Genomic DNA, 23,582 nt, shown 5'->3' with positions numbered 1-23,582 from the left:
TTCACTGCAACCGGAAGGGATTTTCCAATGACGGATTCAAAGAATACAAAGCTACTGGGTATTGAGCTCTCACCTCTGGAACTGCGCTCCGGCCGCTGGATTCTGCAGGAGTGGCAGATCGATCAGATCTGGCCGGAACCCCAGGAGAGCGCTCCGGCAAAAGGCCAAAAAGAGCAAAGCGCCAATGGCAACCCCTTGACCTGGCTACCACTGGAGCTGCATCGGGATGAGCGCAGCGCCTACCGCTTTAATCTTAACTCCGTTGTGCCCCATCTGTTTGTCCTCTGTGATGACAGTGAGGGCGACGAGTGGCTGCCGATGCAGATTACCGCCTGCCAGGATCTGGCCGCGTCCTGGCTGGATGGCGAGCAGAAGGTTCTGGAATACCCGATGCCAGAAGCGCTTCAGTGCTGGATCGAAGCCTTTATTACCGAGCATGGCGAACTGATCGAAGAAAAAAGAAAGAAACGCTACGCCGGTGAAAAAAAGGATAAAGGCAAGGAGACATCAAACGCTGGAAACAGCTGCCAGAGTGACAACACGTTTGTAGAAACAGGAGGCAAACCGTGAGCGACAAGGGTTTCTTTTCCCGCTGGGCACAACGTAAACAACAGGTCATCGAGGAAGAAGCAGCGCTGAAACAGGCCGCTGGTGACAAAAACGCGACCGATGCCTCTCCGCAGAAAACAGCAACCTCCTATCAGCCCTCGTCGGATTCGACTCCGCACGCATCAGAGCCATCGGCCTTTGATAACACCGTGACCACAGAAGCCCAGCCCGCCCCCAGCGCAGCGGACGGGCAAGCTGGTGCCATCCCGGATAAACCGACGGCACAAACGGATACCGAAACGGACAAGCCTCTTTCCGATGACGATATGCCGGATGTTGCCGGTATCGATGGCAACAGCAATGTCAGCGCTTTTTTCAGCGAAGGCGTTAGCCAGGCCCTACGCAAACAAGCGCTCAAAGCGATGTTTCTGAAACCAGAGTTCAACATCCGCGACGGCATGGATGACTATGATCTGAACTATGCCGACGCACCAGAACTGGCGGCAGATGCCGCTGCCGAGCTGCGCCAGTGGTTTAAAAACAAAGACCCGCTCAATCTAAAACACGATAAGGAATCCGAAGCGGCCGCTACAAGCGCTGAAAGCGATACGGCTGATGACGCAAACGTCACCCACGAAGCAAACGCTCCTGCAGATCAGCCTGAGACCCTATATGCAGAGAGATCTCCGGATACTCACAGCGCCAAAGTCAGCCACGGGGACTCACCAGAGAATGAGCCAGGTCAAAACCAACAACCTTCAGCGTCAGATAAAGAGAGATCAGCGGATTCTACTCCGGATCCGGGGACGCTTTAAAAGCCAATTCTGTCTCGATGGGAGTTGACGCCTACGTCAACGCAGCGGCAGACATCTTAGACCAAAGTCTAAAATCCATTTAAAAACAAGGCGATAACCGGGGCCAGCCAGGATTCTACCCCGAAACCCAAACCTGAAAGCCTGAAGAAAAACAGGGTCAAAATGGGGCGATTTACAAAACAACCCATTCTGACCGGACAAAATGTCCCAAAAGAACCCAAAACAAACCAACGAAACAGAGCAAAGCAGAACCAAGCGCTTTTTGTTTTCGGAATCCCCGGTCTGGCACTTGCTCCAGCAAGAGATGACAAAGCTGAAAATTGAATGCCTGAACGGACACTCCCCAAACGGTCAATCAGGTATCAACCGGGCATACCAACAATAAGAAAACACTGCCAAGAAGGTCTCCGCTTTGCTCAACTCCTCCGGAGCCTCTGAAACCCACCCGTGATTGGGTTTTCAGAACAGACGTCAGCCCGGATGAGATAACAGCGGATGAGGAAAACGAATGACAGCTCAGTTCACTGAACAGCAGCGCCAACAACAAGCCGGCAACCACCAGGCACGCACCCGCGCACTGGGTGCTTTGTCGCGTCCACAGAATTTAGCAGCACCATCGGTCACCTATGAAGCGGGCGGCCATCTGTTGATTATTGGCGCGGATGACCTGACCCGTTTAGCGGCCTGCGAACTTCTGACCCAGTCTGAAGAGGGCACCATCAGCATCAAAGCAGACGCCGGAGTGAAATCCATCAGCCTGCTGATTACCGATGCGGTACAGAATCCCGGAAACGATGCCCTTGAGCAGGCATTGATCCAAACTGAAAAACTCCCGGTTGCTTACGGCAACCTGAACGAGCTGAAAGGTTATCTGGGCGAATTTCAGGCCCTGATCAAGCCAACAGCCACAGACACGGATAATGCCGACAGCATTGACGCGATGGATCTGGCTCCTGCGCTGATCCACCGCAGCCACTTTGATCTGGTTCTGGATCTGGGTCGTGAGCCGGCACTGGCTCAGGAACTCTCCCCGCCGGGCTATTTCGCAATCAACGGTGAATCCGCTGACTCTCTGGCATCCGTACTGGAACAACTGCCTGATTTTGATGGCGAGTTCGAGAAGCCACTTTATTTCCGCATCAACAACGATATCTGCGCCCATGCCGGTCGTGGTAAAACCGGCTGCACCCGCTGTCTGGATGTTTGTCCTGCAGATGCGATCTCCAGTATCAACAACCAGATCGAAGTCGACTCCTATCTCTGCCACGGTGCTGGCAGCTGCTCTACCGCCTGCCCCACCGGCGCGATCAGCTATGGCATGCCAAAGGCTGAGATGATGGCCGATTACCTGACCCGCCTGCTGGCTCACTACCGTGATCAGGGCGGACAGGATGCCGTACTCGTCTTCCATGCCGATGAGCAGGTGGTTGCAACCGAACAACTGGCCTCCAACATGCTGCCGGTAGCACTGGAAGAGATCGCCACTGTCGGCATGGAACTTTGGCTGCACGCCTTAAATGAAGGCGCATCACGCATCATCTTCCTGACTTCCGAAACAGACGATCACCGTACCCCGGCCAGCCTGATTCAGCTGCTGGAGCGGGAAACCAAACTGGGCAATCAGATTCTGACCGCACTGGGTTACGCCGATAACAGTCTGAGCCTGTGCGCTGATAGCGCCCTGCTTTCTGAGGCGAGTCAGTCTGAAGCTGAAACAAACGGCATTCAGGTTGCACCGGCCTCTGTTACGGCAAGTCCGGTTCAGAACTTCGGTGAAGCACCCTCGAAACGTCAGCGCCTGATCAGCAATATTAACCGCCTCCAGCAGCTGGCTCCGGCCGATGCCAAAACACCTGAACTGATCCCACTGGTAGCCAGTGCGCCATTCGGCGAGATCCGCATTGATGGCGATGCCTGCACTCTTTGCTTCTCCTGCGCGAATATCTGCCCGACTCAGGCACTGCAAACCGCTAAAGAAGCACCCGCCATTCTGTTTACCGAGATGGATTGCGTGCAGTGCGGCCTGTGTGAAAGCGCCTGCCCTGAGAACGCCATCAGCCGTGATCAGCGCTTTATCTTCAACAGTGAGGTTCGTGATAACCCGCGTACCCTGCATAAAGATGAAGCCTTCTGCTGCCTGGATTGCGGCAAGCCGTTCGCCCCGACCAGCACCGTCAACAAGATGAAAGACAAACTGAAAGATCACAGCATGTTCGCCGGCGAAGCACTGCGTCGTCTTGAGCTATGCGAAGACTGCCGCGTGAAAGATATTTATCGCGGTCTGGCCGCTGATCCACAAGCTCAGCTGAACCTGTAATCGAGGGAGAATGACAATGACGACTGAACAAAATATGTCCCTCGCACCATCAGCTATTGCTATTAATGAACCAGCCATTAGCGAACACGATCTGCTGCGGGCGGATATTTACAGCCTGCTGGCAGCACTGCTACGCGGCGTACCCACTGAAGCGATGATTCAGTGGCTGAATGAACTGGAAACCGACGAACACGACGGCTCCGATATGGGCAAAGCCTGGAGCGGTCTGCAACTGGCGGCACGTCATGCACAACAGAATCAGCTGGAAGACGAATACCAGCAGCTCTTTATCGGCCTGGGTCGTGGTGAGCTGGTGCCCTATGGCTCCTGGTATCTGACCGGTTCCCTGATGGAAACCCCACTGGCGATTCTGCGTCAGGATCTGAAACTGCTGGGTTTTGAGCGTCAGGAAAGCGTTAAAGAACCAGAAGATCATGCCGCCGCACTGTTTGAAGTGATGGCCTTTCTGATTATGAGTGGCGCGGGCAGCACCATGCAAAAAAGCTTCTACGAACGCCATCTGGCGGAGTGGATTGGTCGCTTTTTCCGCGACCTGCAGCAGGCAGAGTCCGCCGTTTTCTACAGCGGTGTAGCCACACTGGGCCGCGCCTTTACCGATTTCGAAACCGACAGTATGGCCGCCATTAAAGAACAGGCCGTAGAACTGAGGTAAGCCTTAAGGCTTTACCCGTTTAAGGCAAGGATTCAAGCACACCGCCCAAAAGCGGTCAGATGAAAATACAGACAGGGTGACATGCCCTGCACCGTGAAAAATAAGCTCTCAAAAGGGGCAGCAGGTTATCAGGATGTACAGAAAAAAGCCTGACCCTGTGATAAGGCAACGAGGAGAACAACGATGAGTGAAAACAAGAATAAGGTGGCATCACCACCGGATCAGACAGCCCCTGAGCAGGCTAGTGGCCTGCAGCACGCAGGCCGTCGTCAGTTCCTGAAAACGTTAACCGCGGGCGGTGCCGTTGCCGGTTTGGCTGCAGTAACCGCTTCTCAGGCGATGGCTGCCACCTCGGCTGAAGTGGGTGAAAAACCAGCTCCGGACGAGAAAAGCGGCTACCGGGAAACCGATCATATCCGTACTTTCTACGACACCCTGCGCTAACGGACCGGAGAGCATCCAATGAAACTGACCAAGAAAACCGCCAATGGCGCAGGCAAGGCCGACAGTAAAGGTCTGGGTCTGAGCCGTCGTACCTTCCTGAAGAACACGGGTATTACCACCGGTGGTCTGGCCGCTGCAGGCTTTATGGGCAACGGCATGATCCGTAAAGCGGAAGCGAAGACTGAAGCGGTCTCGCCAAACGCGCCTAAAGAAGTCAAACGCACTATCTGCTCCCACTGCTCAGTCGGTTGCGGTGTTTACGCGGAAGTACAGAACGGTGTCTGGACCTACCAGGAACCGGCTTTTGACCATCCGTTCAACCGGGGTGCTCACTGTGCGAAGGGTGCGTCCCTGCGTGAGCACGGCCATGGCGAGCGTCGCCTGAAGTACCCAATGAAGCTGGTTAACGGCAAATGGCAGAAAGTCAGCTGGGAAACAGCTATCGACGAGATTGGTGACAAAGTACAGCAGATCCGTGCCGAGTCCGGCCCGGATTCTGTTTACTGGCTGGGTTCCGCCAAGCACAGCAACGAACAGGCGTATCTGTTCCGTAAGTTTGCGGCTCTTTGGGGCACCAACAACGTTGACCACCAGGCGCGTATCTGTCACTCCACCACAGTAGCCGGTGTTGCCAACACCTGGGGCTATGGTGCGATGACCAACTCCTTCAATGACATGCACAACTGTAAGTCGGTCATCCTGATCGGTTCCAACCCGTCAGAAGCCCACCCGGTTGCGATGCAGCACATCCTGCTGGCGAAGGAACGAAACAAAGCTCAGATTATCGTGGTTGACCCACGTTTTACCCGTACTGCTGCTAAAGCCAACGAGTATGTTCGTATCCGTCCGGGTACCGATGTAGCCTACGTTTGGGGCTTGCTGTGGCACATCTTTGAAAACGGCTGGGAAGACGAAGAGTTTATCCGTCAGCGCGTTTACGGTATGGATGAAGTCCGTCAGGAAGTGGCCAAGTGGACACCGGCTGAAGTTGAGAACGTGACCGGTGTCGGCGAAGCCCAGATGCGTAAAGTCGCTAAAATGCTGGCGACCAACCGTCCGGGTTCTGTTGTCTGGTGTATGGGTGGTACCCAGCACACCACAGGTAACAACAACACCCGTGCCTACTGCATCCTGATGCTAGCGCTGGGCAACATGGGCGTCAGCGGTGGCGGCGCTAACATTTTCCGTGGTCACGATAACGTGCAGGGCGCAACCGACCTGGGCGTACTGTCTCACACACTGCCGGGCTACTATGGTCTGTCCGGTGGCGCCTGGAAACACTGGGCCGGTGTTTGGGGCATTGATCTGGAATGGCTGAAAGGTCGTTTCGATCAGGGCAAATACCGCGGTAAGCAGCCGATGAACGATGCGGGTATTCCGGTATCCCGTTGGGTTGACGGTGTACTGGAAAACAAAGACAAGATCGATCAGAAAGACAATATTCGCGCCATGTTCTACTGGGGACACGCGGTGAACTCCCAGACCCGTGGCGTAGAGATGAAAGAAGCGATGGAAAAACTGGATATGATGGTTATCGTTGACCCGTATCCAACCCACGCTGCGGTTATGCATGATCGTAAAGATGGCGTTTACCTGCTACCGGCCTGTACTCAATTTGAGACCTATGGCTCTGTAACCGCGTCTAACCGTTCGATCCAGTGGCGTGATCAGGTGATCGAACCGTTGTTTGAATCTAAAACCGACCACGAAATCATGTACCGCTTTGCGAAGAAGCTGGGCTTTGCTGATCAGCTGTTCAAGAACATCACCGTTAACGGCAACATTCCGGTTATCGAAGATATCACCCGCGAATTTAACAGCGGCATGTGGACCATCGGTTACACCGCACAGAGCCCTGAGCGTCTGAAAGCGCACCAGCAGAACTGGCACACCTTCGACTTCACCACGCTGAAGGCTGATGGTGGCGTTGCTGACGGCGACTTCTACGGTATGCCTTGGCCGTGCTGGGGTACGCCGGAGATGAAACACCCGGGTACACCACTGCTGTATGACACCAGCAAACCGGTGGCTGAAGGTGGTCTGAACTTCCGTGCCCGTTTCGGTGTGGAGCGTGATGGCGTTAACCTGCTGGCCGAAGATTCTGCCCCTGTGGGTAACGAGATCGGTGATGGTCACCCGGAATTCAGCGACAAGCTGCTGAAACAGCTGGGCTGGTGGGACGACCTGACCGCTGAAGAGAAAAAAGCAGCGGAAGGCAAAAACTGGAAAACCGACCTTTCCGGCGGTATCCAGCGTGTTGCGATCAAGCACGGTTGTGCGCCCTTCGGTAACGCAAAAGCCCGTGCTGTGGTCTGGACCTTCCCGGATAAAGTACCGCTGCACCGTGAGCCTCTGTACACCCCGCGTCGTGACCTGCTGAGCAAGTACGCGACCTGGAAAGACGTTGAATCTCACTACCGTCTGCCGACCCTGTACGAGTCCATTCAGAAGCAGGACTTCTCGAAAGAGTATCCGATCATTCTGACCTCCGGTCGTCTGGTGGAATACGAGGGTGGCGGTGAAGAAACCCGTTCTAACCCTTGGCTGGCAGAACTGCAGCAGGAGATGTTTGCAGAGATCAATCCTTACGATGCCAACAACCTGAATGTACGCGACGGTGCAGACATCTGGGTAGAAGGTGCTGAAGGTGGTCGTATCAAGGTTAAAGCCATGGTAACCCGCCGTGTGGATCGCGGAGTGGTATTCATTCCGTTCCACTTCGGCGGTAAGTTCCAGGGTAAAGACCTGACCGACAAGTACCCTCAGGGTGCCGCACCGTATGTGGTGGGTGAAGCGGCTAACACCGCCACCACCTACGGTTACGACAGCGTGACACAGATGCAGGAAACGAAAGTGACCCTGTGTAAAGTGACACCGGCTTAAACCCTGTAGCGCGGCGGAATGGCCCTAAGGGTCACTCCGCTGGAACCACCTGAGAGGCATCGCCTCCGTAAGGAAAAGAATCATGGCTAAAATGAAATTCCTATGTGACTCCGAGCGCTGCATTGAGTGCAACGGCTGTGTCACTGCTTGTAAAAACGCAAACGAAACCGAATGGGGCATTCAGCGCCGTCGTGTTGTCACACTGGACGATGGCGAACCAACAGAGACCTCAATCTCCGTTGCCTGTATGCACTGTACTGACGCGCCTTGTATGGCGGTTTGTCCGACAGACTGTTTCTATCAGACCGATGACGGCATCGTTCTGCATGATAAAGACCTGTGTATCGGTTGCGGTTACTGCCTGTTTGCCTGCCCGTTCGGCGCACCTCAGTTCCCGACCGAGGGTGCCTTCGGCGAGCGCGGCAAGATGGACAAATGTACCTTCTGTGCCGGCGGCCCGGAAGACGATCCGATTGTTGAGAAAGAGAAGTACGGTGCTAACCGTATCGCAGAAGGCAAACTGCCTCTGTGTGCTGAAATGTGTTCCACCAAAGCCCTGCTGGCGGGTGATGCTCAGGTTGTTTCTGACATCTTCCGTGAGCGTGTGGTTTACCGTGGTCATAAAGATGGTGCCTGGTCTTCACTGGAAGGCGGTGCAGCGGCTCCCGGCGGAAGCGCCCCTGGCGAAATGAGCCAGGAAGAGATGGCAGCCCGCGCTGAAGCGTTTGCTACAGACGCGGCCCTTGCCAGCAACAACACCAACGACATCATCGCTAAAGCCTGATCCCGGAATAAAACAGCTGTCAGCCCCGCTGATAGCTGTTAACTCCAAAGGACCGGTATTTGACTCAAGAGTTGGATCTTATGAACACACATTCGACACACACAGGCTCCACCTTTACCGGTGAAAGCTCAACGGGAAGCTCTCCTGTTCAGCGCCTGAAGATGGTCGCCATCAGCCTGCTGGCTCTGCTCTGCCTGACACTGAGCAGCGGTCTCTGGGCATCGGAAACCTCAGACGCAGAAAACCGCGTTAAAGGTAACTTTGCCGGTGCCGGATACTGGCGTGAAGTCTCCGATGGTACGGAAGGCTATACCGCTTCTCAGGGGCGCGAGCATGGTCAGCTGATCAATGTCAGCGGTGAAACCTGGCGTGAATGGCGCAACCGCTGGGTTAGTCCCGGAGGCCTGATCGCCATTGGCGGCAGCCTGGGAGTACTGACACTGGTTTACCTGCTGATCGGAAAACTGAAACTGGATCAGCCCCGCACCGGTAAAGTGGTTGAACGCTGGAAGCGTTTTGACCGCACGCTGCACTGGTTCGTGGCGATCACTTTTCTGATTCTGGGCTTCAGCGGCTTCCTGATCATGTACGGCAAACACTTTGTGCCGGACCTGTTCGGCTATACCTTTTGGAAAAACCTGATCGCTTTCTGCAAGCTGGCTCATAACTATATCGGCCCTATTTTCTCACTGGGCCTGATTGTGATGCTGGTCAGCTGGATGAAGCACAATGTCTTCAATAAAGTGGACCTGAAATGGTTCCTGCAGGGTGGCGGTATTATTGGAAATAAGCACCCCAGTGCAGGTTTCCTGAACGGTGGTGAAAAAGGCTGGTACTGGTTGCTGTTCTTTGGCGGTTTGACGGTGGTGGGTAGTGGTCTGGTACTGGACTTCCCGATCTTCGGTCAGCTGCGTGACACCATGCAGCTTGCCAACCTGATCCATGGTGTCTCATCTCTGCTTCTGCTGGCTGTCTCTTTTGGTCATATCTATATCGGTACGATCGGCTCTGAAGGCGCATTCGAAGGCATGAAGACCGGCTACGTGGATGAGACCTGGGCAAAACAGCACCATGATCTCTGGTACGACGAGGTAAAAGATCAACTGGTTGATGAAAAAGAAGTGCGCTGAATAGCATTCTCATTTAACTGGCTCTTCTATGAAAAACCGGCATTGCCGGTTTTTCATTCTCATACCCACTTTTATGTACCCTAATTATATTGGGAAATTAGTAATATCATGCGTAGTGTCAATACGTTCTTACTTTCCGGAAAATTATCCTAGAAGGTTGGATTATGAAATAATGCTCCGAAGCAGGATATCTAACATAAGAATGCTAATTTGAAGGCTGAGTGGACATAGGCATTGAGTTCGGTAACGCGCCATTGTCCTCAGAGGCCAGACGAGTCACCACTGTTCTCCAGAAGTTATCCGGTTCAAGAGTCACGGTGGCCAAATGTGTTAAGGCGTCGTGATCATTAAGGTAAATGTCATAAATATCAGGCGGTAGAAACTCAAACACCCAAAAGCCATCAAAAGCGGTATACATAGTCACAACCGATGCTTCAGTCCCACGGGCAATTAAATTTATTTCACGATTCGCTAATGGTTTACCTTCAGCCGATAAAAGCACCCCCTCTAGTGATCCAGTATCGATAAATGGCCAATCGAGGTGCACAACCCGTTCTAGCCGGGATGCCAAACGAAATCTCTTCCGACCAGATATCTGGTATGGATCTTCCAAACTATTCAGGTCTGCATTCAGTGAAGCTCTCGGGTTAAGGTCTATCCAAACCTTACCCTGAGCATTAGTAGGCTCGCTGGGTCGACTTCCTTGACGAAAGCGTACCCCCTCAATCATAGGACTAGTCGGGCTGGGAGCATTCTGATATTTCTGATCGTGATAAGCCGTAATCTCCACCGGGTGTTGTAGACGTTCACTATGAGGTGTATAGCCTTTTTTACCAGGTAATAAGCTACCACTAATCTGAAAAGAAAACTGAACACCCTCCTCTTTTTGCCAACCAAGGCGCAGGCCAGCAGTCAGATACCTGAGCGGATTGCGCCAGGCTAAGTAGCCTCCATAGTCTTTTCGCGGGTTGCTGTGATTAAAATCATAGGTGGTCTGATAATTCAACGTGATGTTAAGAGGCTGAGTCAAATCTTGCCACTCTGGGTCTGAAACATATTGTCCCAAATGGTAACGTACTTCAGTACCAACGCGGGCCGACTGCCACTTTTCTTTATACTGTCCAGCAGTATCTAGGCTCACACGTAGCGCTTGTTTCTGAAATATGCCCCGATTTTCAATATCGCATATGACCGCATGATCCAAGACAAAACCTGAGTTCGGTTGTCCTATTTTTCTCATTCTGCTGCAACTTTGTTTCAGTTGGATATTCCAGAAACCAATATTCAAGTTCTCTAAAAAGGCAATACTATCCTTTTGGTATTGCCTATAGACTTCTGTTTTGATGTCACTTCCAAGCCGAAGTGCATGCCCACTGACTTGCCCCATATATTGGCCACCCAATGCAACACGACTTTGCAAAGAGTTACCGGCACGCTCAAAAGCTGGCCAATCTGGGTGATGAGCAGCATCCCAATACCAGTGCCATGCACTCTGAGTATAATGTCCCTGCATTCGCGACAAATAATATTCACGCTCATGAAACTGCTGCCAACGCCACTGCCAACCATAATGGCTACCTGATAATGCCATTCCACTGATCCAAGCACTACCATCGACAAGGTCCTGATAAAGCAAATGTCCCGTTAGACCTAAGCCTGGCGCAAGCCCATAGGCCATTGTCAGGTGATGCTGATACAAAGGGCTAATAAGTTTACGCTTCGCACGATCCTCATCAGCATTAAATACTGAGACATCCGGTTCTATTATTTTATAAGCCGCAGCAAAGCGGCCTTGAGGTAAAAACTCATCTCCTAATCTAAAGGTATAGCGATCAACTCGCGTCTCACCGAAAGGGCCATAAAGATAGACATTAGCCTGGTTATTTCCCTGCTTCAAAAGCAGATCAAATGAGTATTGTCCTTGGTCATTGACAACCTGGTAATCCTGGAGCTGATGATTCAGATAGAGGTCAGCTTCCCATCCTGGCGGAGCCTGCCCAACCAACTGATGAAGATCAAATAGGCTATGACTAGCAGGAGGAAACCCCGAAAGATTCAACCCTCGCCCTTCCAAGGATGGCCCCGCTGCAAATACACCTTGCTGACGAACATCACCTATCTCCATATACTGAATACCACCGGGCAAAGACCGAGGAGAGCCGTCCTCGGCTGCCATATAGTTAGCCTTCCAGTGTACGGTTTCGATCTTAAAGTGATCTTGAGATGATTTATCGGGCTCTTTTTCGGCCAATAATTGCCATTCGTGTCCCAAACCTGCCAAATCATGCCGCATATTCAGGTATGCCCGTTCCGCACCGGTTGAGACATTATTAAAGTAAGACCAGTAAATTAAAGGGCGCGAAAAAGAGGCATAAGCCAGCCCGGGGACTTTACTTTCTATCAGGTCAGTCCGATCTGCACGAGCCAGAAGTGCTTCGCGCTTCAATTTGCGCAAACGAGCTTCTAGGGAAGGAAAGTGAGCTTGAGTTGCCAGCTCTAGTCGCAAATTTCGAGGATCAAAATGCAATGAAAGTGGCCAAAGTTGCTCAATATAGCGTTTATGCAAAAATAAGTCGTGATCAAAGTCCAGCATGTCCGCCAGCCAACTTTCAGAAGGCCAAAACTGAACCTGACTCCCTCGTTGATAGATCAGTTGTTGATCTGGCTTCGACCTCAAGCTAAAGCCAGTATGTCCTGTCAACCCTGGAGTGCTGAAGTAAGCTGATGACAGGTCAAGCTCTGTAGCCAACCCCAAGGAATCCGCTAATTCTTTAACCGGCAAATAAAGCTGTTCGCCTTGGATATACGCCGGAACCGCTGATTTAAGCAACCAACGCTCCAGATAGATATCAACTAACTGCAACTCAGGTTCAGCATCAAAAAAACCTGATTGAGCCAATAAACGCTCAGGCCTCAAGAAAAGCAGAATGCAAACAGCCAGACAGTACGGAAGTAACTGCGATAACCCTTTTAGCCGCATCAGTATTCCCTTACCTGCCGCCTACTCTAAACTTTCGTACTGATTAAGGGTGAATGATTTCTTCCAGTGAACGTGGGCCACCATTACGAAGCGTATAACTGACTTTCAGACGTAAATCCTTTCCCTTAGGTGCTTCACTCAAAGGTAGAGTAAATACATACTCCTTCATATCCGTCAGCAATGGCCGTTCATAACCCTGTGCCAAAAGACGAGGCTCACCGGAGCTATCCTCCCAAAGCTCTATATTGGCATAACTACTGTAGTCACCATTACGCTTAAGAGTCAGCTGTAAACGAGGAGGATGAAAGGAATCTTTTTCTTGAATTAATGCCTCAACGATTGCTACATCCGGTTCTCCCCCCCCCTGGCGAACAATAATAGGAATTGATATCCCCATAGCTACACGAATATTAATGGCAACGCCATCCGGACCGGATGCTTTTTGAGTAATAATCTGCCCTTGGCGCTGAAAACGAAAATGGGAGCGGTACTCCCCCGCAGCCAAATCAGCAGGACGGCGCAATAGCACCCGAATAGACTGACTTTCACCCGGGCGCAACACTACTTGACGAGGCGCAAAGCGAATAAAATCAGATGCCTTTGGTGTAACGCGCTCAGCACCATCATCAACCCGCTTAGCACCTTGGGCACTGTATACCAAGTCTTCCCACCCCATGCGATAGGTATAGCTTTCATTTGAACGGTTGATTAGAGTAACCATCGCAGCGCGTTGGCCGGGCTCAAAAATAAGGCGCTTAGGAACAACATCGACTCTTGCCCAAGAAGGGTTCGAAGTCAGTGCGAAGACGACTATTAAAATTAGCCCCGTTAAAAATCGATACGGGGACACAACAATACGCAACCGCTCCTGCGTTGCAGATAACATTTTTGAGTTAAATATATGCATGGGTATTTTCCAAAACCAAACGGAGCACTTTAACGATTCAATACCATCAGCATTCATTAAAAAGTGCTCTGTAACAAAGAAGTCCGGCGAAGGGCCGGACTTCTCACAACACCGAGTTACTAACAATGCTTATATTAATACGCTGCAGTAAGAGTCATAGTTGCTTCGTACGTACCTGCTGCCTGATCGATACCGACTTCTAGATCAGCCCCCATATCAATTTCAGCATTACCGGTTGCATCAAGGTTCACTACAACATTGCCTGAAGTCGGCACACCACTCAGGGTGCCCACATTAGCTTGATAGGTGAAGTTATCGACGGTCATTGTTTCAGACCCTCCGGCACGGGTAAGAACCAGAGAGGTGTCGTGAGTAACGGTAACTGGAGTGGCATTCGCACCAACCAGTACAAATTTACCTACACCGTGATTGCCACCTGGAGTTGTCGCTCCGCCAGCAACGCTGATGCTACCGTCAGCAGCTAAAGTGACCGTTGAAGATGCAGCGTCATCGGGAATAATGTCACCAAACGACATGTCTGCTGATTTAGTCAGGGTTAAAGGAGAAAGTATATTAGCCTCAATGGACAGAGTATCCGTATTAGCTGAAGCTAAAGGGCTCAGCACCATCAGACCTGCTAGCGCTGCCAAACTTCCACGATTCATCATCTTTTTCACTTCAAATTTCCTTTTTGATCCAATGTGTCATCAAATTATTTATTAACAACTGCTCATCCCTATTAAGAGCTAAACAGTGCATCGAGAGAGTAAAGGTTGCACATCGAATCACTCAAGACCGCTACCCACAGGATTCGTGTTTTCAGGGGGAATTTTCTTTTTTTTGTTAAAATATTGATTCAAATCAACATTATTTTTAACCAATTATTAAAAATTGTAACCAGAATATTCTTACGTTTTATCAAGCAGGGGTGACAAATAGCTATGAAAACACTAAGCAACCCCCTGCCCTAAAAAACATAACCAATTGAAAAATAACATTTTTTTATAAAACACAGGCTAAATTAAAATTTCACATCCGTGTATAACACCTCCCAAAATTATAAATCACCAGACATCAACAGTTGGCGATACGCGAAAACAAGGCACTGTTATTCCATCAACATATTTTCGATTACACTCAGATACGATTTGTTACAATCTAAAATTCATGTAAAAATACAGTCGAAGTTACAGCATTTGGAAATGTTGTCTGTAGAATCTGACCAAACAAAGGAACTGTTTAATGGAAGCCCCTTCGGCACTTTCGGACCAAGTACTTAAAATCAAACTGCAACAAGTATTTAAAGAGCTCCCACCTCCAAAAACCAAAACGTCAGAGTGGGGAAAATATCAGTCTGCAGTGGATCAATTTAGTGCACTTGTGGACTTTCAAAACGATTTACACCAACTACAACAACTTTTCTTAGAATCTAATGCTGACTCGAGTAACTCCTGTCCTGCACAACAAATTGAGGACTGGTTTCATTACTGTTATCAGCTATTGTGTTGTCATGAGTTTCTAATGACATCGCCTTTGTTTAAACGCTTTAAAGTCAACCGTTATGAGATGCTGGACCGACTAGAGGAGTGGCTGAAACAATATCAGCAGTTGAGCCAGATCAGTGGTATTCCATCTCATCACCGTATTGTGGCTTGGCCTGCTTTTATCGAACAGTTCCATATCCGAAAACTCTTTAAATATCTGGCAGGTTATTGGGTGCAGTGGCAAGGTTTTTCACCATCCAACGCACGAAAAATCATGTCGCTATTTGGCTTTAGCACTAAGGCTTGCTCTCGGGATTTATATAACATTGAACTACCGTGGCCCCCGGGCTTTGAGCCTAAAAGCATAGGCCCAAAGCCGGTCCGCTAGGTTTAGCATTAGCTCGGGGATACCGACTATAAAGATAAAAGCATTGGCTGATAAACCAAACCACCGGACTCAGAAATCTCTCCGTTCAGTTCAAAACCAAACGTCTGATAAGCAGGTACAGAGGTCAGTGAAGCATTCACGGTAATCTGCTCTTGACGGGCGTGGGCAAAGGCTTCGCTGAGAAGTTGCTTCCCAACACCTTGCTTCTGATAAGCAGGTTCAATAAAAAACACGGCAATATGCCGACCTTCTTTGAGTTCGATAACACCAATAGGCTTACCGCCATCTTCAGCCACAAACATAAGGTTGTCTTTTTGCATGCGCTCCGAAAAGGATTCTGGCGTCACAACACTGGCGAAGGTTTTTGCCCCTTTAGGCGATAAGGTATCCGCAACGGAATACTTAAATGAACGCAAACACACCGCGCTGACCGTTTTCAGATCCCTCTGGGTCATCGTCCTGATAATCACTGTTTCTTCTCCAGACACTCAATCCTATTGAACTCAGTCAGCTATTAAAGCGAATAAACCTCTCCCTGAAAACCTGTCAGACTCCGGTAGCCTGATTGTTGCCCCTTCTGTAAGAAAAAACCCACGACAGATTCGTGGGACTTTTCGGGGGACGGCAGAGAAAGAAAGAACTTAACAGGTAATATCGGGAGACATGCAGCAGGGGATATAGAGCAGATCCTGCTTGAGCTTTTTGATGCAACGGGTAGCGATGGGAGCCAGTTCATCCAGCTCTTCCCGAAGATGCTCGCTGGCGCGAAGCGGTGTGCCGTGTAAAAAGGCATCAATATCACGGGTACTGGCTTCAAAAGCTTCAACATAATGCGCAAGATCACGATCAAGCTTAGCAAAGCGGGCTTTATGCCAACTCTTCGCCGCTTCCGCAGCAATCGTTTTGCCGACTTTCAGCATGATATCAGGCTTGCCTTCGCTACCATCCGGGGTATGGAGAAACATCACCAACCGAGCACCTGTCCTTTCAATGGGTGTCATCGCATCCTCCTGACGCTTATTCGCATTTTTGGTTGTTACAGACATGGCTGGAAATGAGTCTATCCCAGTGTTTTTAAGGCGTAAACGAGCGAAAAAAAGGCAGCTTAAATAAGCTGCCCCAAGTCAAATATAACGCTTTAACGCCCTCTACCACTGTTCAAAGTTGGAAACAGTAAAACGTGCTTTTACTGTTCACAAACAGATAGTGATCCGTCAGGGTCATTGAGGGAGACGCCTCTTTTGCTTTACGGACAAAAAATTCACGTTGAGGCGTTAACGTATCAATATCATACTCAAAGACATTACCGTTGGGGTTCTGCAGATAGATAAAATCCCCCTGAACAGCCATGTTACCCTTACCATCAATCAGCGGTTCTGATGCGATAAGCGTTAAATTATCCAGATTAAAAACGGACAAATAACCAGCCTCTGACAGGGCAAACAGTCGGCCATCCGCGACGACCATCTGGTAAATACCGGCACTATCATGGGACAGATCAAGTGTCTGCAGCACCTCCCCTGTTGCATGATCCAGAACAACAAGCGCCTTTCTTGAACCGACAATAAGCTGATTACCGTATACGGCAGAACTTAACGGATAGTAATCAATCTCCTGCTGCCAGAGCAGACTCCCGGTAACTTCATCCAGCGCATAAACCAAAAACTGGTATGGCGCGTCAAAATCAAATTTATCCCCAATTCGGCCTGCGGTGGCGCAATAATAGACACCATCCGCGTTAACAGGGGCTTTAACCACCTCGCCCAGCTCTGCTCGCCACTGAGATTGCCCATCGGTCACCCGAATACGCTCGACACCGGACGCGCCACCATGAATCTCATTAACAATAACATCATCAGCACCACCCTTATTGTCATTGCCGGTGCAAGGCAACATTGCCCAGATATTAGCCTTGCCGACTCGATACTCGGCCTGAAGGCTGCCATCTAATGAATAGTAATGCCCGCTTCCCTGCATCATCGGGAAATAGAAGTGAGACGTGCCATGCATTGTAAAGCGATTCGCGGTTCCAGAAAGGTCCTGCTGCCACTTCACCTCACCAGTATCAAGATCGTGCAACCGGAACAGCGTACCGCTATTACCAAAGCCGTAGTAAAACACCGAGATGACACCTTCGGGCGTCATCAAAGCGGGCCGCGAACCGATGTCCCGTTTACCTTTAACCGCTGAATCCCATAACGCTTTAACTTTCTTCATAGCCACAGACCATCCCTATTTCTGTTGTTTCATCATCAATTGCGACAGACACATTTGCCGACAAAGACCCCGGCAAAATAACGTATAAACTCTAAAAGCCCGTATCCTATCAAAGATCTGAGTTTGCTGTTTAGAAATCAATAAGATAGATTGAAATCTGTTTCATCAGTTCACCATACACCCGTTATACCAAGCGAGTTTGTAATGTCTGTTCAGGTTACACGCCCTACTCATCTGATTGATCTGGCTGTTGGCCATCCGGAGCCGGATCTACTGCCTGTCGATCTGCTACGTCCCCTGGCCGTTAAAACAGAAAACCTCACCTACGGTGAACAGGCAGGCGCTGCAAGTTTCAGGCAGCAACTCGCAAACTGGCTGACAGAGGATTACGCCCAGACGATCAGCGCCGATGAGTTACTGGTGACTAACGGCTCATCCAACGCGCTGGATATGATCTGCTCACAGCTGATTTCAAACTCTGACGCCAACCCAACAGTTCTGGTAGAAGACCCCAGTTACTTTATCGCCCTTAAGCTGTTTAAAGCCCGGGGTTTTGAGGTGGTCGCCCTGCCGATGGATGATGAAGGTATTGAGCTGGCGGCACTGGAACAAGCGATCAAAGAACATCGACCGGCCTTTACCTACACGATTCCCGTGTTTCATAACCCCACCGGCATCACCCAGACTCACCAGCGTCGGCAGGAACTGGTTCAGCTGGCGAAGCAACATAACTGCCCACTGATCGCTGACGAGGTGTATCAGTCACTCTATTTTGCCGATAAGCCACCGGCTCCTTTAGCTTGCTATGCAACGGATTCTTTAACCAGCAACGACAAAAGCGCGCCCGTAATCTCCATCGGGTCTTTTTCTAAGATTCTGGCACCGGGGCTGAGATTGGGTTGGATTCAGGGCAATGGTGAATTGTTCGATCAGCTGAGAAGCTCCGCCCTGTTACAAAGCGGCGGCGGACTGGCACCCCTGACGTCCGCCCTTGTGGGCAACCTACTGGCCAGTGGCGACTTCCAGCAAAACCTAGCCTATCTGCGCCAGACCTATCAGGCTCGGGCAGAAGCACTTTATCAGGGTTTGATCTCGGTATTTGGCGATACGATACAGATTCAACAGCCAGAAGGCGGCTACTTTCTGTGGGTCAGCTTTAAGGATGGCAGAGATCTAACCGCCCTGAGAGAGTCGGCACAAAAAGCGGGCGTAAATTACCTGCCGGGCAGTCTTTGCTCCGCGCACGACCAGTTCAGTAACAGCATGCGGCTTTGTTTCGCCTGGTATGGCGAGGAGGAACTGAAAGTTGCCTGCGATCGCCTGGGTAAAGCGTTGCTTTAAAAGTCTGAATATTGCCAGCACATACCGAGCGTAACGAGGGCCGCCCCACTTTTTGCGGGCAACGTGCTTGGCATTGTTAAATATTAACTGGGTGGTCTACATTGCTTTAGCACTTATTGCTTAGCGCCTAACCGCTTTTAATCTGTTAGCCATACTAAGCAAGTACTAACATCTGTACAAAACTTTTGAAGGGCCTCGTCACTGGCACCAAAATTTAACCTCGTGTTAATGAAGAAACCAAAAACCGCGTTCAGCAGACAGCCAAGTAAATTAATCAGTCCTATGAGAAGTTAGAGGCAGAGAATAGCATCTTTGTAGAGCACGAAGTATGCGAAATCACTAATAGAAATACACAAGGCCAGAATCCGAGGCAGAGATAAACGGTGATAATGTCTTATCGGGCTTATGACGATGCCATCAGAACTATGCGGGGACTCCACCAGAAACAGCAGTTTCCAGCGAGATAATCACGGCGGACACGAGGTATAAGCGGCGCGGATCTGCTTATAGCGGGCACGAGTCATGGAGTGATACACCATAATTTCACCAGTGCCTTAAGCGTAGATCAGCGGGCTGATTTTGGCGGGATTAAATTATGGGTGTCCCGTTTCGTCCTGGTGAACCTGCTGCGCCAGCTCGCGGGTTGGCGCCAGTACCTGCGTGCGGATTACTTTTTTGTCGTTCTGGGCATGTTGGGTCAGGTAACGGTGGGTCATCGGCAAGGCAAAGGCCGCTGTTTTACCGGTGCCGGTTTGCGCACCGGCCAGCACATCGTGACCCGCCAGAACGTCAGGAATCGCTTCCCGCTGAATCGGTGTCGGGGTCTGATAATTGAGAGGTTCTAAAACCGCGAGTAAATCTGAATGCAAACTAAGGGAGGCAAAACTCATAACCAAACACCGACAGGAAAATGAAAGTCGCGCATTGTAGCATTGAATTCCTTAGCCCCTAACGCTTAACGGCTAACCGCTTTTAATTTGTTAGCCATGCAATCCAGTGCTAACATTTGTGCACACAGTTTTTTAAAGGCACCTATCATGGACACCAGAATTCAATTTCGTGTTGATGAAGAAACCAAACACCTCGCACAACAGATGGCTGAAAGCCAAGGCAGAACGTTGAGTGATGCCTGCAGGGAACTTACCCAGCAACTGGCTGAACAACAAAGAAAAGCGTTAAATCATGATCGCTGGTTAACTGAACAGGTGAATCTGGCATTTGAAAAGTTTGATGCTGGTGACAGTAACTTTATCGAGCATGAAACCGCCAAATCAGAGATGGAAGTTCGCAAGGCCAGAATCCGTAACCGGAGGAGACAATGATCTATTGGGAAGAGGAATCCCTGAATGATCGCGAAAAGATCTTCGAGTTTCTTTATGACTTCAACCCCGAAGCAGCGGAGAAAACCGACTCTCTAATCGAATTAAAGCTAGCGCAGCCTCTAATGGGGGTAAAGCGCGATGGGGTCGCGGGTCGGTTACTAATCATTCCAGAAGTTTCAATGATCGTATCTTATTGGGTAGATGACGATATCATCAGAATAATGCGGGTACTCCACCAGAAACAGCAGTTTCCGGTGGGCTAACGTCAATATCACGGCGGACACAAGGTATAAGGGGCGGGGATCTGCTCATAGCAGGCACGGGGCATGGGGTGATCCACCATAATTTCACCAGTGCTTTCAGCGTAGATCAGCGGACTGATTTTGGCGGGATTAAATTATGGGTGTCCTGGTTTTTCCCGTAAAAATCAAATAAAACTACCTTGTATGGGAGCCATTATTTCTGTTCTCTTGTTATTTAGTAACCTATCAATCACCCACTCAACCATATTAGGAGGAACCGCATTACCATAAAGCGAGTACTGTGAGTATCGAGAAACTAGATCACAGTGATCATCTGGAAATCCCTGAATTCTAGCATACTCAATATTAGTAAGCCGTCTATAATCATTACCTATTTTATATCTCTCATAATGCCGGCTAGTTGTACAGGTAAGCGTTGGGGCCAAACCTGAGACACCAAATATCGAATAACCCATTCTAGCCCCACCCTTCTGATTATATAGAATCTGAACCCCATTATAATAACGATCAACCTTAACACTATTTCTAACACGCTCTTCCGAATCTTCATTAAAGAAAAAAACATCATCTGGATTTTTTTCAAGAACATCTGACAATAATACTCTAGGACGGGCTTCAGAAAACTCTTTCAAATCAGCTTGACAAAAAAGCCCTCCAACAGCCAACCCCCAGCTAAAAAACTTTTTACCATGCTCATTTATTAAACACCAGCTACTAACATCTTTTATTATTTCAAGATCCTTATCTTTAACCTGAGAAAAATCCTTATCCAAACACAAATAGGAGTTTATATTTTTAGACTTTCTACCTGTTATTATAACTCTCTCCCGATTTTGAGGGAGTCCAAAATTTGAAGCATTCAGTAACCTCCATTCAACAAGATATCCTTTACTAGAAAGCGCGCTGATAATAGTTGCAAAATGCTTACCTTTATCCATTGACAGCAATCGTTTGACATTTTCTAAAACAAAAAAACTAGGCTGTTTTTTTTCTAAAATATAAACTATTTTCTCAAAGAGGGTACCGCGAACATCAGACACACCAAGTTTCTTTCCTGCACTAGAGAATGGCTGACACGGAAAGCCTGCGGTTAACAGGTCATGTTCTGGTACATCATCAATGAAGTCAGAGAGATCACCTTTGACATGCACATTATTTGCAAATTTATTTTTATAGACAATGGAAGCTTTATCATCAATATCATTGGCCCAAACAGTTTCTATGCCTAAACGATCACATGCGATACGAAAACCACCAATACCAGAAAATAGTTCTACAGTTCTCATAAAAATCTCAAATCTCAAATCTCAAATAATCTTTGACAGACCGCCAACAGAACCTGCCATTTGAATGACTCTTGAATATTGCAGCCGCCATTGCAACGCGTTAGAAATAGTCAAATAACCTATCTCAGGAGGTTCTTTCATTATTCTTTCAGCCAACTGAATAGCTGCAATTTCATCAAGAGGCAAACGACGTTCATCAATAAAGGCCAAAATATCATCGAGGTTGCCATTCCTATTCATTATATCTCGCAAACCAAAAGTTGTTTGATAATCACCCGTCCGCCTCATATCAACAAAAACTGAATCTACAATATTTAGCGAAGAAGTTTGACTATCATGATAGTCAAACTTCTCATAAACAAACACAATCAGATGGTAACCAAGCCCATAAACTTTTTGCTCTACAGACCTAAAAGGACATGAAGACTGCGGCTGCCTTGAGCTAGTAACTTTAATATCGACATTGATACCAGGAAGGTCAATACCTGATGCAGAGTTCCCCAGTTCAAAATGATATCTTTCCATTAGGTACTTGGAAAACCTGTGTTCAATATAAGTACCAATTTTTTTACCATCATTAATACCATAAATAGATGGTTCTTTGTGATCACTTACCATCTGGGAAAAGACCCCTGCTTCTGCAACAAGGTGAGCGATAGTTAGATTATTCTTCATCATATAAAAATCCTTTTATCAATTAAAAGCTACACCCGACGTACTTTAAACTTACGGCCTTTAATCCGGCTGTTCATCAGGTGGTTAAGGGCTTTTTTACCCACGCTGCGTTCCACCGCGACATAAGCGGTAAAGTCGAAGATATTGATCTTACCCACCTGAGCACCTGTGATGCCGCCTTCATTGGTGAGGGCACCCAGCAGGTCGCCGGGGCGAACCTTGTTCTTTTTGCCGCCGTCGATAGACAGGGTCACCATAGTCGGTTCGCGGTGGCCGCTCATATCACCGTCGAACAGCTCTTCGCTGCTGGATGGCTCAATCTCGGTCTGCATCTGGTCGGCAATATCCGCCAGTTTGTAGCTCTCTTTCTGGGTGTACAGGCTGATCGCGAGACCAGATTTACCCGCACGGCCGGTTCGGCCAATACGGTGAACGTGCACTTCAGAGTCCCGCGTCAGGTCGTAGTTGATCACCATCGGCAGGTCGTCGATATCCAGACCACGAGCAGCAACATCGGTAGCCAGCAGTAAGTGAGTGCTTCGGTTAGAGAATTTCACCAGTACCTGATCCCGCTCGCGCTGATCCATATCGCCGTGCAGTGCCTGGGCGTAGTAGCCCTGCTCTTTCAGGGCCCGGGCCAGATCCGAACAGGTCTGTTTGGTGTTGCAGAAGATCACCGCATGTTCCGGCTGGTAGTGCCCCAGCACCTGCAGCAGCAGATCTTCTTTCTCAGACGCGCGCTCTACCGAGTAGAACTTCTGGCTGATATTCACCGGAGCCTGTGCGGACTCAACCACTTCAACCATCGCAGGTTTGTTCTGATAGCGGCTGCTGATCTGGGCGATGGTATCCGGATACGTGGCAGAAAACAGCAGGGTCTGACGATTCGACGGCGTCTCTTCCAGAATCGCTTCCATCGACTCGGCAAAGCCCATATCCAGCATGCGGTCGGCTTCATCCAATACAACAGTATTAACCCGCCCCAGATCCAGCGTGCCTTTACGCAGATGATCCTGAATACGACCCGGCGTACCCACCACAATATGCGTACCGTGAGCCAGAGAACCGATCTGCGGGCCGATCGGCATACCGCCGCACAGGGTCAGGAGTTTAACGTTGTGCTG

The 23,582-nt window shown here is 49.5% G+C and carries 22 protein-coding genes; 12 read left to right on the top strand and 10 right to left on the bottom strand.

The window, feature by feature from the left end:
• Positions 1-27 precede the first annotated feature (27 nt).
• From AC4GL5_RS13160 to AC4GL5_RS13125, 8 genes are all read left to right on the top strand, one after another.
• Complete coding sequence (locus tag AC4GL5_RS13160) at positions 28-570, top strand: DUF3305 domain-containing protein (RefSeq protein ID WP_490383252.1); 543 nt, start codon at positions 28-30, stop codon at positions 568-570.
• Positions 567-1,364, top strand: coding sequence for a DUF3306 domain-containing protein (locus AC4GL5_RS13155; RefSeq protein ID WP_490383251.1), 798 nt, complete (start codon positions 567-569; stop codon positions 1,362-1,364). The genes AC4GL5_RS13160 and AC4GL5_RS13155 overlap by 4 nt, the downstream gene beginning before the upstream one ends.
• Positions 1,365-1,872: 508 nt before the next feature.
• Positions 1,873-3,681, top strand: coding sequence for a 4Fe-4S binding protein (locus AC4GL5_RS13150; RefSeq protein WP_490383250.1), 1,809 nt, complete (start codon positions 1,873-1,875; stop codon positions 3,679-3,681).
• A 16-nt stretch (positions 3,682-3,697) separates the two neighbouring features.
• Positions 3,698-4,354 carry a TorD/DmsD family molecular chaperone gene (locus tag AC4GL5_RS13145; protein ID WP_490383249.1) on the top strand — a complete coding sequence of 219 codons (657 nt, stop codon included), beginning with the start codon at positions 3,698-3,700 and terminating at the stop codon, positions 4,352-4,354.
• A 183-nt stretch (positions 4,355-4,537) separates the two neighbouring features.
• Positions 4,538-4,798, top strand: coding sequence for a twin-arginine translocation signal domain-containing protein (locus tag AC4GL5_RS13140; RefSeq protein ID WP_490383248.1), 261 nt, complete (start codon positions 4,538-4,540; stop codon positions 4,796-4,798).
• 18 nt (positions 4,799-4,816) lie between these two features.
• Positions 4,817-7,681, top strand: coding sequence for a formate dehydrogenase subunit alpha (locus tag AC4GL5_RS13135; RefSeq protein WP_490383247.1), 2,865 nt, complete (start codon positions 4,817-4,819; stop codon positions 7,679-7,681).
• A gap of 82 nt (positions 7,682-7,763) precedes the next feature.
• The gene (gene fdh3B, locus AC4GL5_RS13130; protein WP_490383246.1) at positions 7,764-8,465 is read left to right on the top strand and encodes a formate dehydrogenase FDH3 subunit beta; all 702 of its coding nucleotides are present in this window, start codon (positions 7,764-7,766) and stop codon (positions 8,463-8,465) included.
• Positions 8,466-8,545: 80 nt separating this feature from the next.
• Positions 8,546-9,595 (top strand): formate dehydrogenase subunit gamma, encoded by a 1,050-nt coding sequence (locus AC4GL5_RS13125; protein WP_490383245.1) that lies wholly within the window; start codon positions 8,546-8,548, stop codon positions 9,593-9,595.
• 205 nt (positions 9,596-9,800) lie between these two features.
• Here AC4GL5_RS13125 and AC4GL5_RS13120 read toward each other — a convergent pair whose 3' ends face one another.
• The 3 genes from AC4GL5_RS13120 to AC4GL5_RS13110 all read right to left on the bottom strand — a co-directional run bounded on the left by AC4GL5_RS13120 (position 9,801) and on the right by AC4GL5_RS13110 (position 14,150).
• Complete coding sequence (locus AC4GL5_RS13120) at positions 9,801-12,575, bottom strand: hypothetical protein (protein WP_490383244.1); 2,775 nt, start codon at positions 12,573-12,575, stop codon at positions 9,801-9,803.
• A gap of 43 nt (positions 12,576-12,618) precedes the next feature.
• The gene (locus AC4GL5_RS13115) at positions 12,619-13,539 is read right to left on the bottom strand and encodes a fimbrial biogenesis chaperone (protein ID WP_490383243.1); all 921 of its coding nucleotides are present in this window, start codon (positions 13,537-13,539) and stop codon (positions 12,619-12,621) included.
• A gap of 77 nt (positions 13,540-13,616) precedes the next feature.
• Positions 13,617-14,150 carry a DUF4402 domain-containing protein gene (locus tag AC4GL5_RS13110; RefSeq protein WP_490383264.1) on the bottom strand — a complete coding sequence of 178 codons (534 nt, stop codon included), beginning with the start codon at positions 14,148-14,150 and terminating at the stop codon, positions 13,617-13,619.
• 574 nt (positions 14,151-14,724) lie between these two features.
• Between AC4GL5_RS13110 and AC4GL5_RS13105 the strand changes: the two genes are divergently transcribed.
• A complete protein-coding gene (locus AC4GL5_RS13105) occupies positions 14,725-15,354 on the top strand; it encodes a hypothetical protein (RefSeq protein ID WP_490383242.1) in 630 nt (209 codons plus the stop codon).
• Positions 15,355-15,380: 26 nt separating this feature from the next.
• On the opposite strand, the gene AC4GL5_RS13100 is transcribed toward AC4GL5_RS13105, so the two are convergent.
• The 3 genes from AC4GL5_RS13100 to AC4GL5_RS13090 form a co-directional block, all read right to left on the bottom strand.
• Positions 15,381-15,824 (bottom strand): GNAT family N-acetyltransferase, encoded by a 444-nt coding sequence (locus AC4GL5_RS13100; protein ID WP_490383241.1) that lies wholly within the window; start codon positions 15,822-15,824, stop codon positions 15,381-15,383.
• A gap of 171 nt (positions 15,825-15,995) precedes the next feature.
• Positions 15,996-16,355, bottom strand: coding sequence for a hypothetical protein (locus AC4GL5_RS13095; protein ID WP_490383240.1), 360 nt, complete (start codon positions 16,353-16,355; stop codon positions 15,996-15,998).
• A gap of 157 nt (positions 16,356-16,512) precedes the next feature.
• Positions 16,513-17,571 (bottom strand): outer membrane protein assembly factor BamB family protein, encoded by a 1,059-nt coding sequence (locus AC4GL5_RS13090; protein WP_490383263.1) that lies wholly within the window; start codon positions 17,569-17,571, stop codon positions 16,513-16,515.
• 204 nt (positions 17,572-17,775) lie between these two features.
• Here AC4GL5_RS13090 and AC4GL5_RS13085 point away from each other — a divergent pair, with 204 nt between their 5' ends.
• Positions 17,776-18,912 (top strand): aminotransferase-like domain-containing protein, encoded by a 1,137-nt coding sequence (locus AC4GL5_RS13085; protein ID WP_490383239.1) that lies wholly within the window; start codon positions 17,776-17,778, stop codon positions 18,910-18,912.
• Positions 18,913-19,505: 593 nt separating this feature from the next.
• Here AC4GL5_RS13085 and AC4GL5_RS13080 read toward each other — a convergent pair.
• On the bottom strand, positions 19,506-19,802 hold the full coding sequence (locus tag AC4GL5_RS13080; RefSeq protein ID WP_490383238.1) for a DEAD/DEAH box helicase: 297 nt from the start codon (positions 19,800-19,802) through the stop codon (positions 19,506-19,508).
• 147 nt (positions 19,803-19,949) lie between these two features.
• Here AC4GL5_RS13080 and AC4GL5_RS13075 point away from each other — a divergent pair, with 147 nt between their 5' ends.
• Both AC4GL5_RS13075 and AC4GL5_RS13070 read left to right on the top strand, forming a co-directional pair.
• Positions 19,950-20,234, top strand: coding sequence for a damage-inducible protein J (locus AC4GL5_RS13075; protein ID WP_490383237.1), 285 nt, complete (start codon positions 19,950-19,952; stop codon positions 20,232-20,234).
• Positions 20,231-20,497 carry a type II toxin-antitoxin system RelE/ParE family toxin gene (locus tag AC4GL5_RS13070; RefSeq protein WP_490383236.1) on the top strand — a complete coding sequence of 89 codons (267 nt, stop codon included), beginning with the start codon at positions 20,231-20,233 and terminating at the stop codon, positions 20,495-20,497. The genes AC4GL5_RS13075 and AC4GL5_RS13070 overlap by 4 nt, the downstream gene beginning before the upstream one ends.
• 164 nt (positions 20,498-20,661) lie before the next feature.
• Here AC4GL5_RS13070 and AC4GL5_RS13065 read toward each other — a convergent pair whose 3' ends face one another.
• From AC4GL5_RS13065 to dbpA, 3 genes are all read right to left on the bottom strand, one after another.
• Complete coding sequence (locus AC4GL5_RS13065) at positions 20,662-21,783, bottom strand: DNA cytosine methyltransferase (RefSeq protein ID WP_490383235.1); 1,122 nt, start codon at positions 21,781-21,783, stop codon at positions 20,662-20,664.
• A 21-nt stretch (positions 21,784-21,804) separates the two neighbouring features.
• Positions 21,805-22,461: a type II restriction-modification system restriction endonuclease gene (locus AC4GL5_RS13060; protein ID WP_490383234.1), complete on the bottom strand. Its 657-nt coding sequence runs from the start codon at positions 22,459-22,461 to the stop codon at positions 21,805-21,807.
• Positions 22,462-22,487: 26 nt separating this feature from the next.
• Positions 22,488-23,582, bottom strand: a 1,095-nt coding sequence (dbpA, locus tag AC4GL5_RS13055) for an ATP-dependent RNA helicase DbpA (protein ID WP_490383233.1), incomplete at its 5' end; no start/stop codon positions are given.

The sequence above is a fragment of the Oceanospirillum sp. genome, assembly GCF_982874595.1.
This window is presented reverse-complemented; position numbering and strand designations above follow the sequence as displayed.

Coding starts and splice junctions, on each gene's coding strand:
- AC4GL5_RS13080 (WP_490383238.1), bottom strand. CDS start 19,802: ATGAGTTTTGCCTCCCTTAGTTTGCATTCAGATTTACTCGCGGTTTTA.
- fdh3B (WP_490383246.1), top strand. CDS start 7,764: ATGGCTAAAATGAAATTCCTATGTGACTCCGAGCGCTGCATTGAGTGC.
- AC4GL5_RS13095 (WP_490383240.1), bottom strand. CDS start 16,355: ATGACACCCATTGAAAGGACAGGTGCTCGGTTGGTGATGTTTCTCCAT.
- AC4GL5_RS13065 (WP_490383235.1), bottom strand. CDS start 21,783: ATGAGAACTGTAGAACTATTTTCTGGTATTGGTGGTTTTCGTATCGCA.
- AC4GL5_RS13070 (WP_490383236.1), top strand. CDS start 20,231: ATGATCTATTGGGAAGAGGAATCCCTGAATGATCGCGAAAAGATCTTC.
- AC4GL5_RS13135 (WP_490383247.1), top strand. CDS start 4,817: ATGAAACTGACCAAGAAAACCGCCAATGGCGCAGGCAAGGCCGACAGT.
- AC4GL5_RS13160 (WP_490383252.1), top strand. CDS start 28: ATGACGGATTCAAAGAATACAAAGCTACTGGGTATTGAGCTCTCACCT.
- AC4GL5_RS13120 (WP_490383244.1), bottom strand. CDS start 12,575: ATGCGGCTAAAAGGGTTATCGCAGTTACTTCCGTACTGTCTGGCTGTT.
- AC4GL5_RS13115 (WP_490383243.1), bottom strand. CDS start 13,539: ATGAATGCTGATGGTATTGAATCGTTAAAGTGCTCCGTTTGGTTTTGG.
- AC4GL5_RS13060 (WP_490383234.1), bottom strand. CDS start 22,461: ATGATGAAGAATAATCTAACTATCGCTCACCTTGTTGCAGAAGCAGGG.
- AC4GL5_RS13145 (WP_490383249.1), top strand. CDS start 3,698: ATGACGACTGAACAAAATATGTCCCTCGCACCATCAGCTATTGCTATT.
- AC4GL5_RS13140 (WP_490383248.1), top strand. CDS start 4,538: ATGAGTGAAAACAAGAATAAGGTGGCATCACCACCGGATCAGACAGCC.
- AC4GL5_RS13125 (WP_490383245.1), top strand. CDS start 8,546: ATGAACACACATTCGACACACACAGGCTCCACCTTTACCGGTGAAAGC.
- AC4GL5_RS13150 (WP_490383250.1), top strand. CDS start 1,873: ATGACAGCTCAGTTCACTGAACAGCAGCGCCAACAACAAGCCGGCAAC.
- AC4GL5_RS13090 (WP_490383263.1), bottom strand. CDS start 17,571: ATGAAGAAAGTTAAAGCGTTATGGGATTCAGCGGTTAAAGGTAAACGG.
- AC4GL5_RS13075 (WP_490383237.1), top strand. CDS start 19,950: ATGGACACCAGAATTCAATTTCGTGTTGATGAAGAAACCAAACACCTC.
- AC4GL5_RS13085 (WP_490383239.1), top strand. CDS start 17,776: ATGTCTGTTCAGGTTACACGCCCTACTCATCTGATTGATCTGGCTGTT.
- AC4GL5_RS13105 (WP_490383242.1), top strand. CDS start 14,725: ATGGAAGCCCCTTCGGCACTTTCGGACCAAGTACTTAAAATCAAACTG.
- AC4GL5_RS13110 (WP_490383264.1), bottom strand. CDS start 14,150: ATGATGAATCGTGGAAGTTTGGCAGCGCTAGCAGGTCTGATGGTGCTG.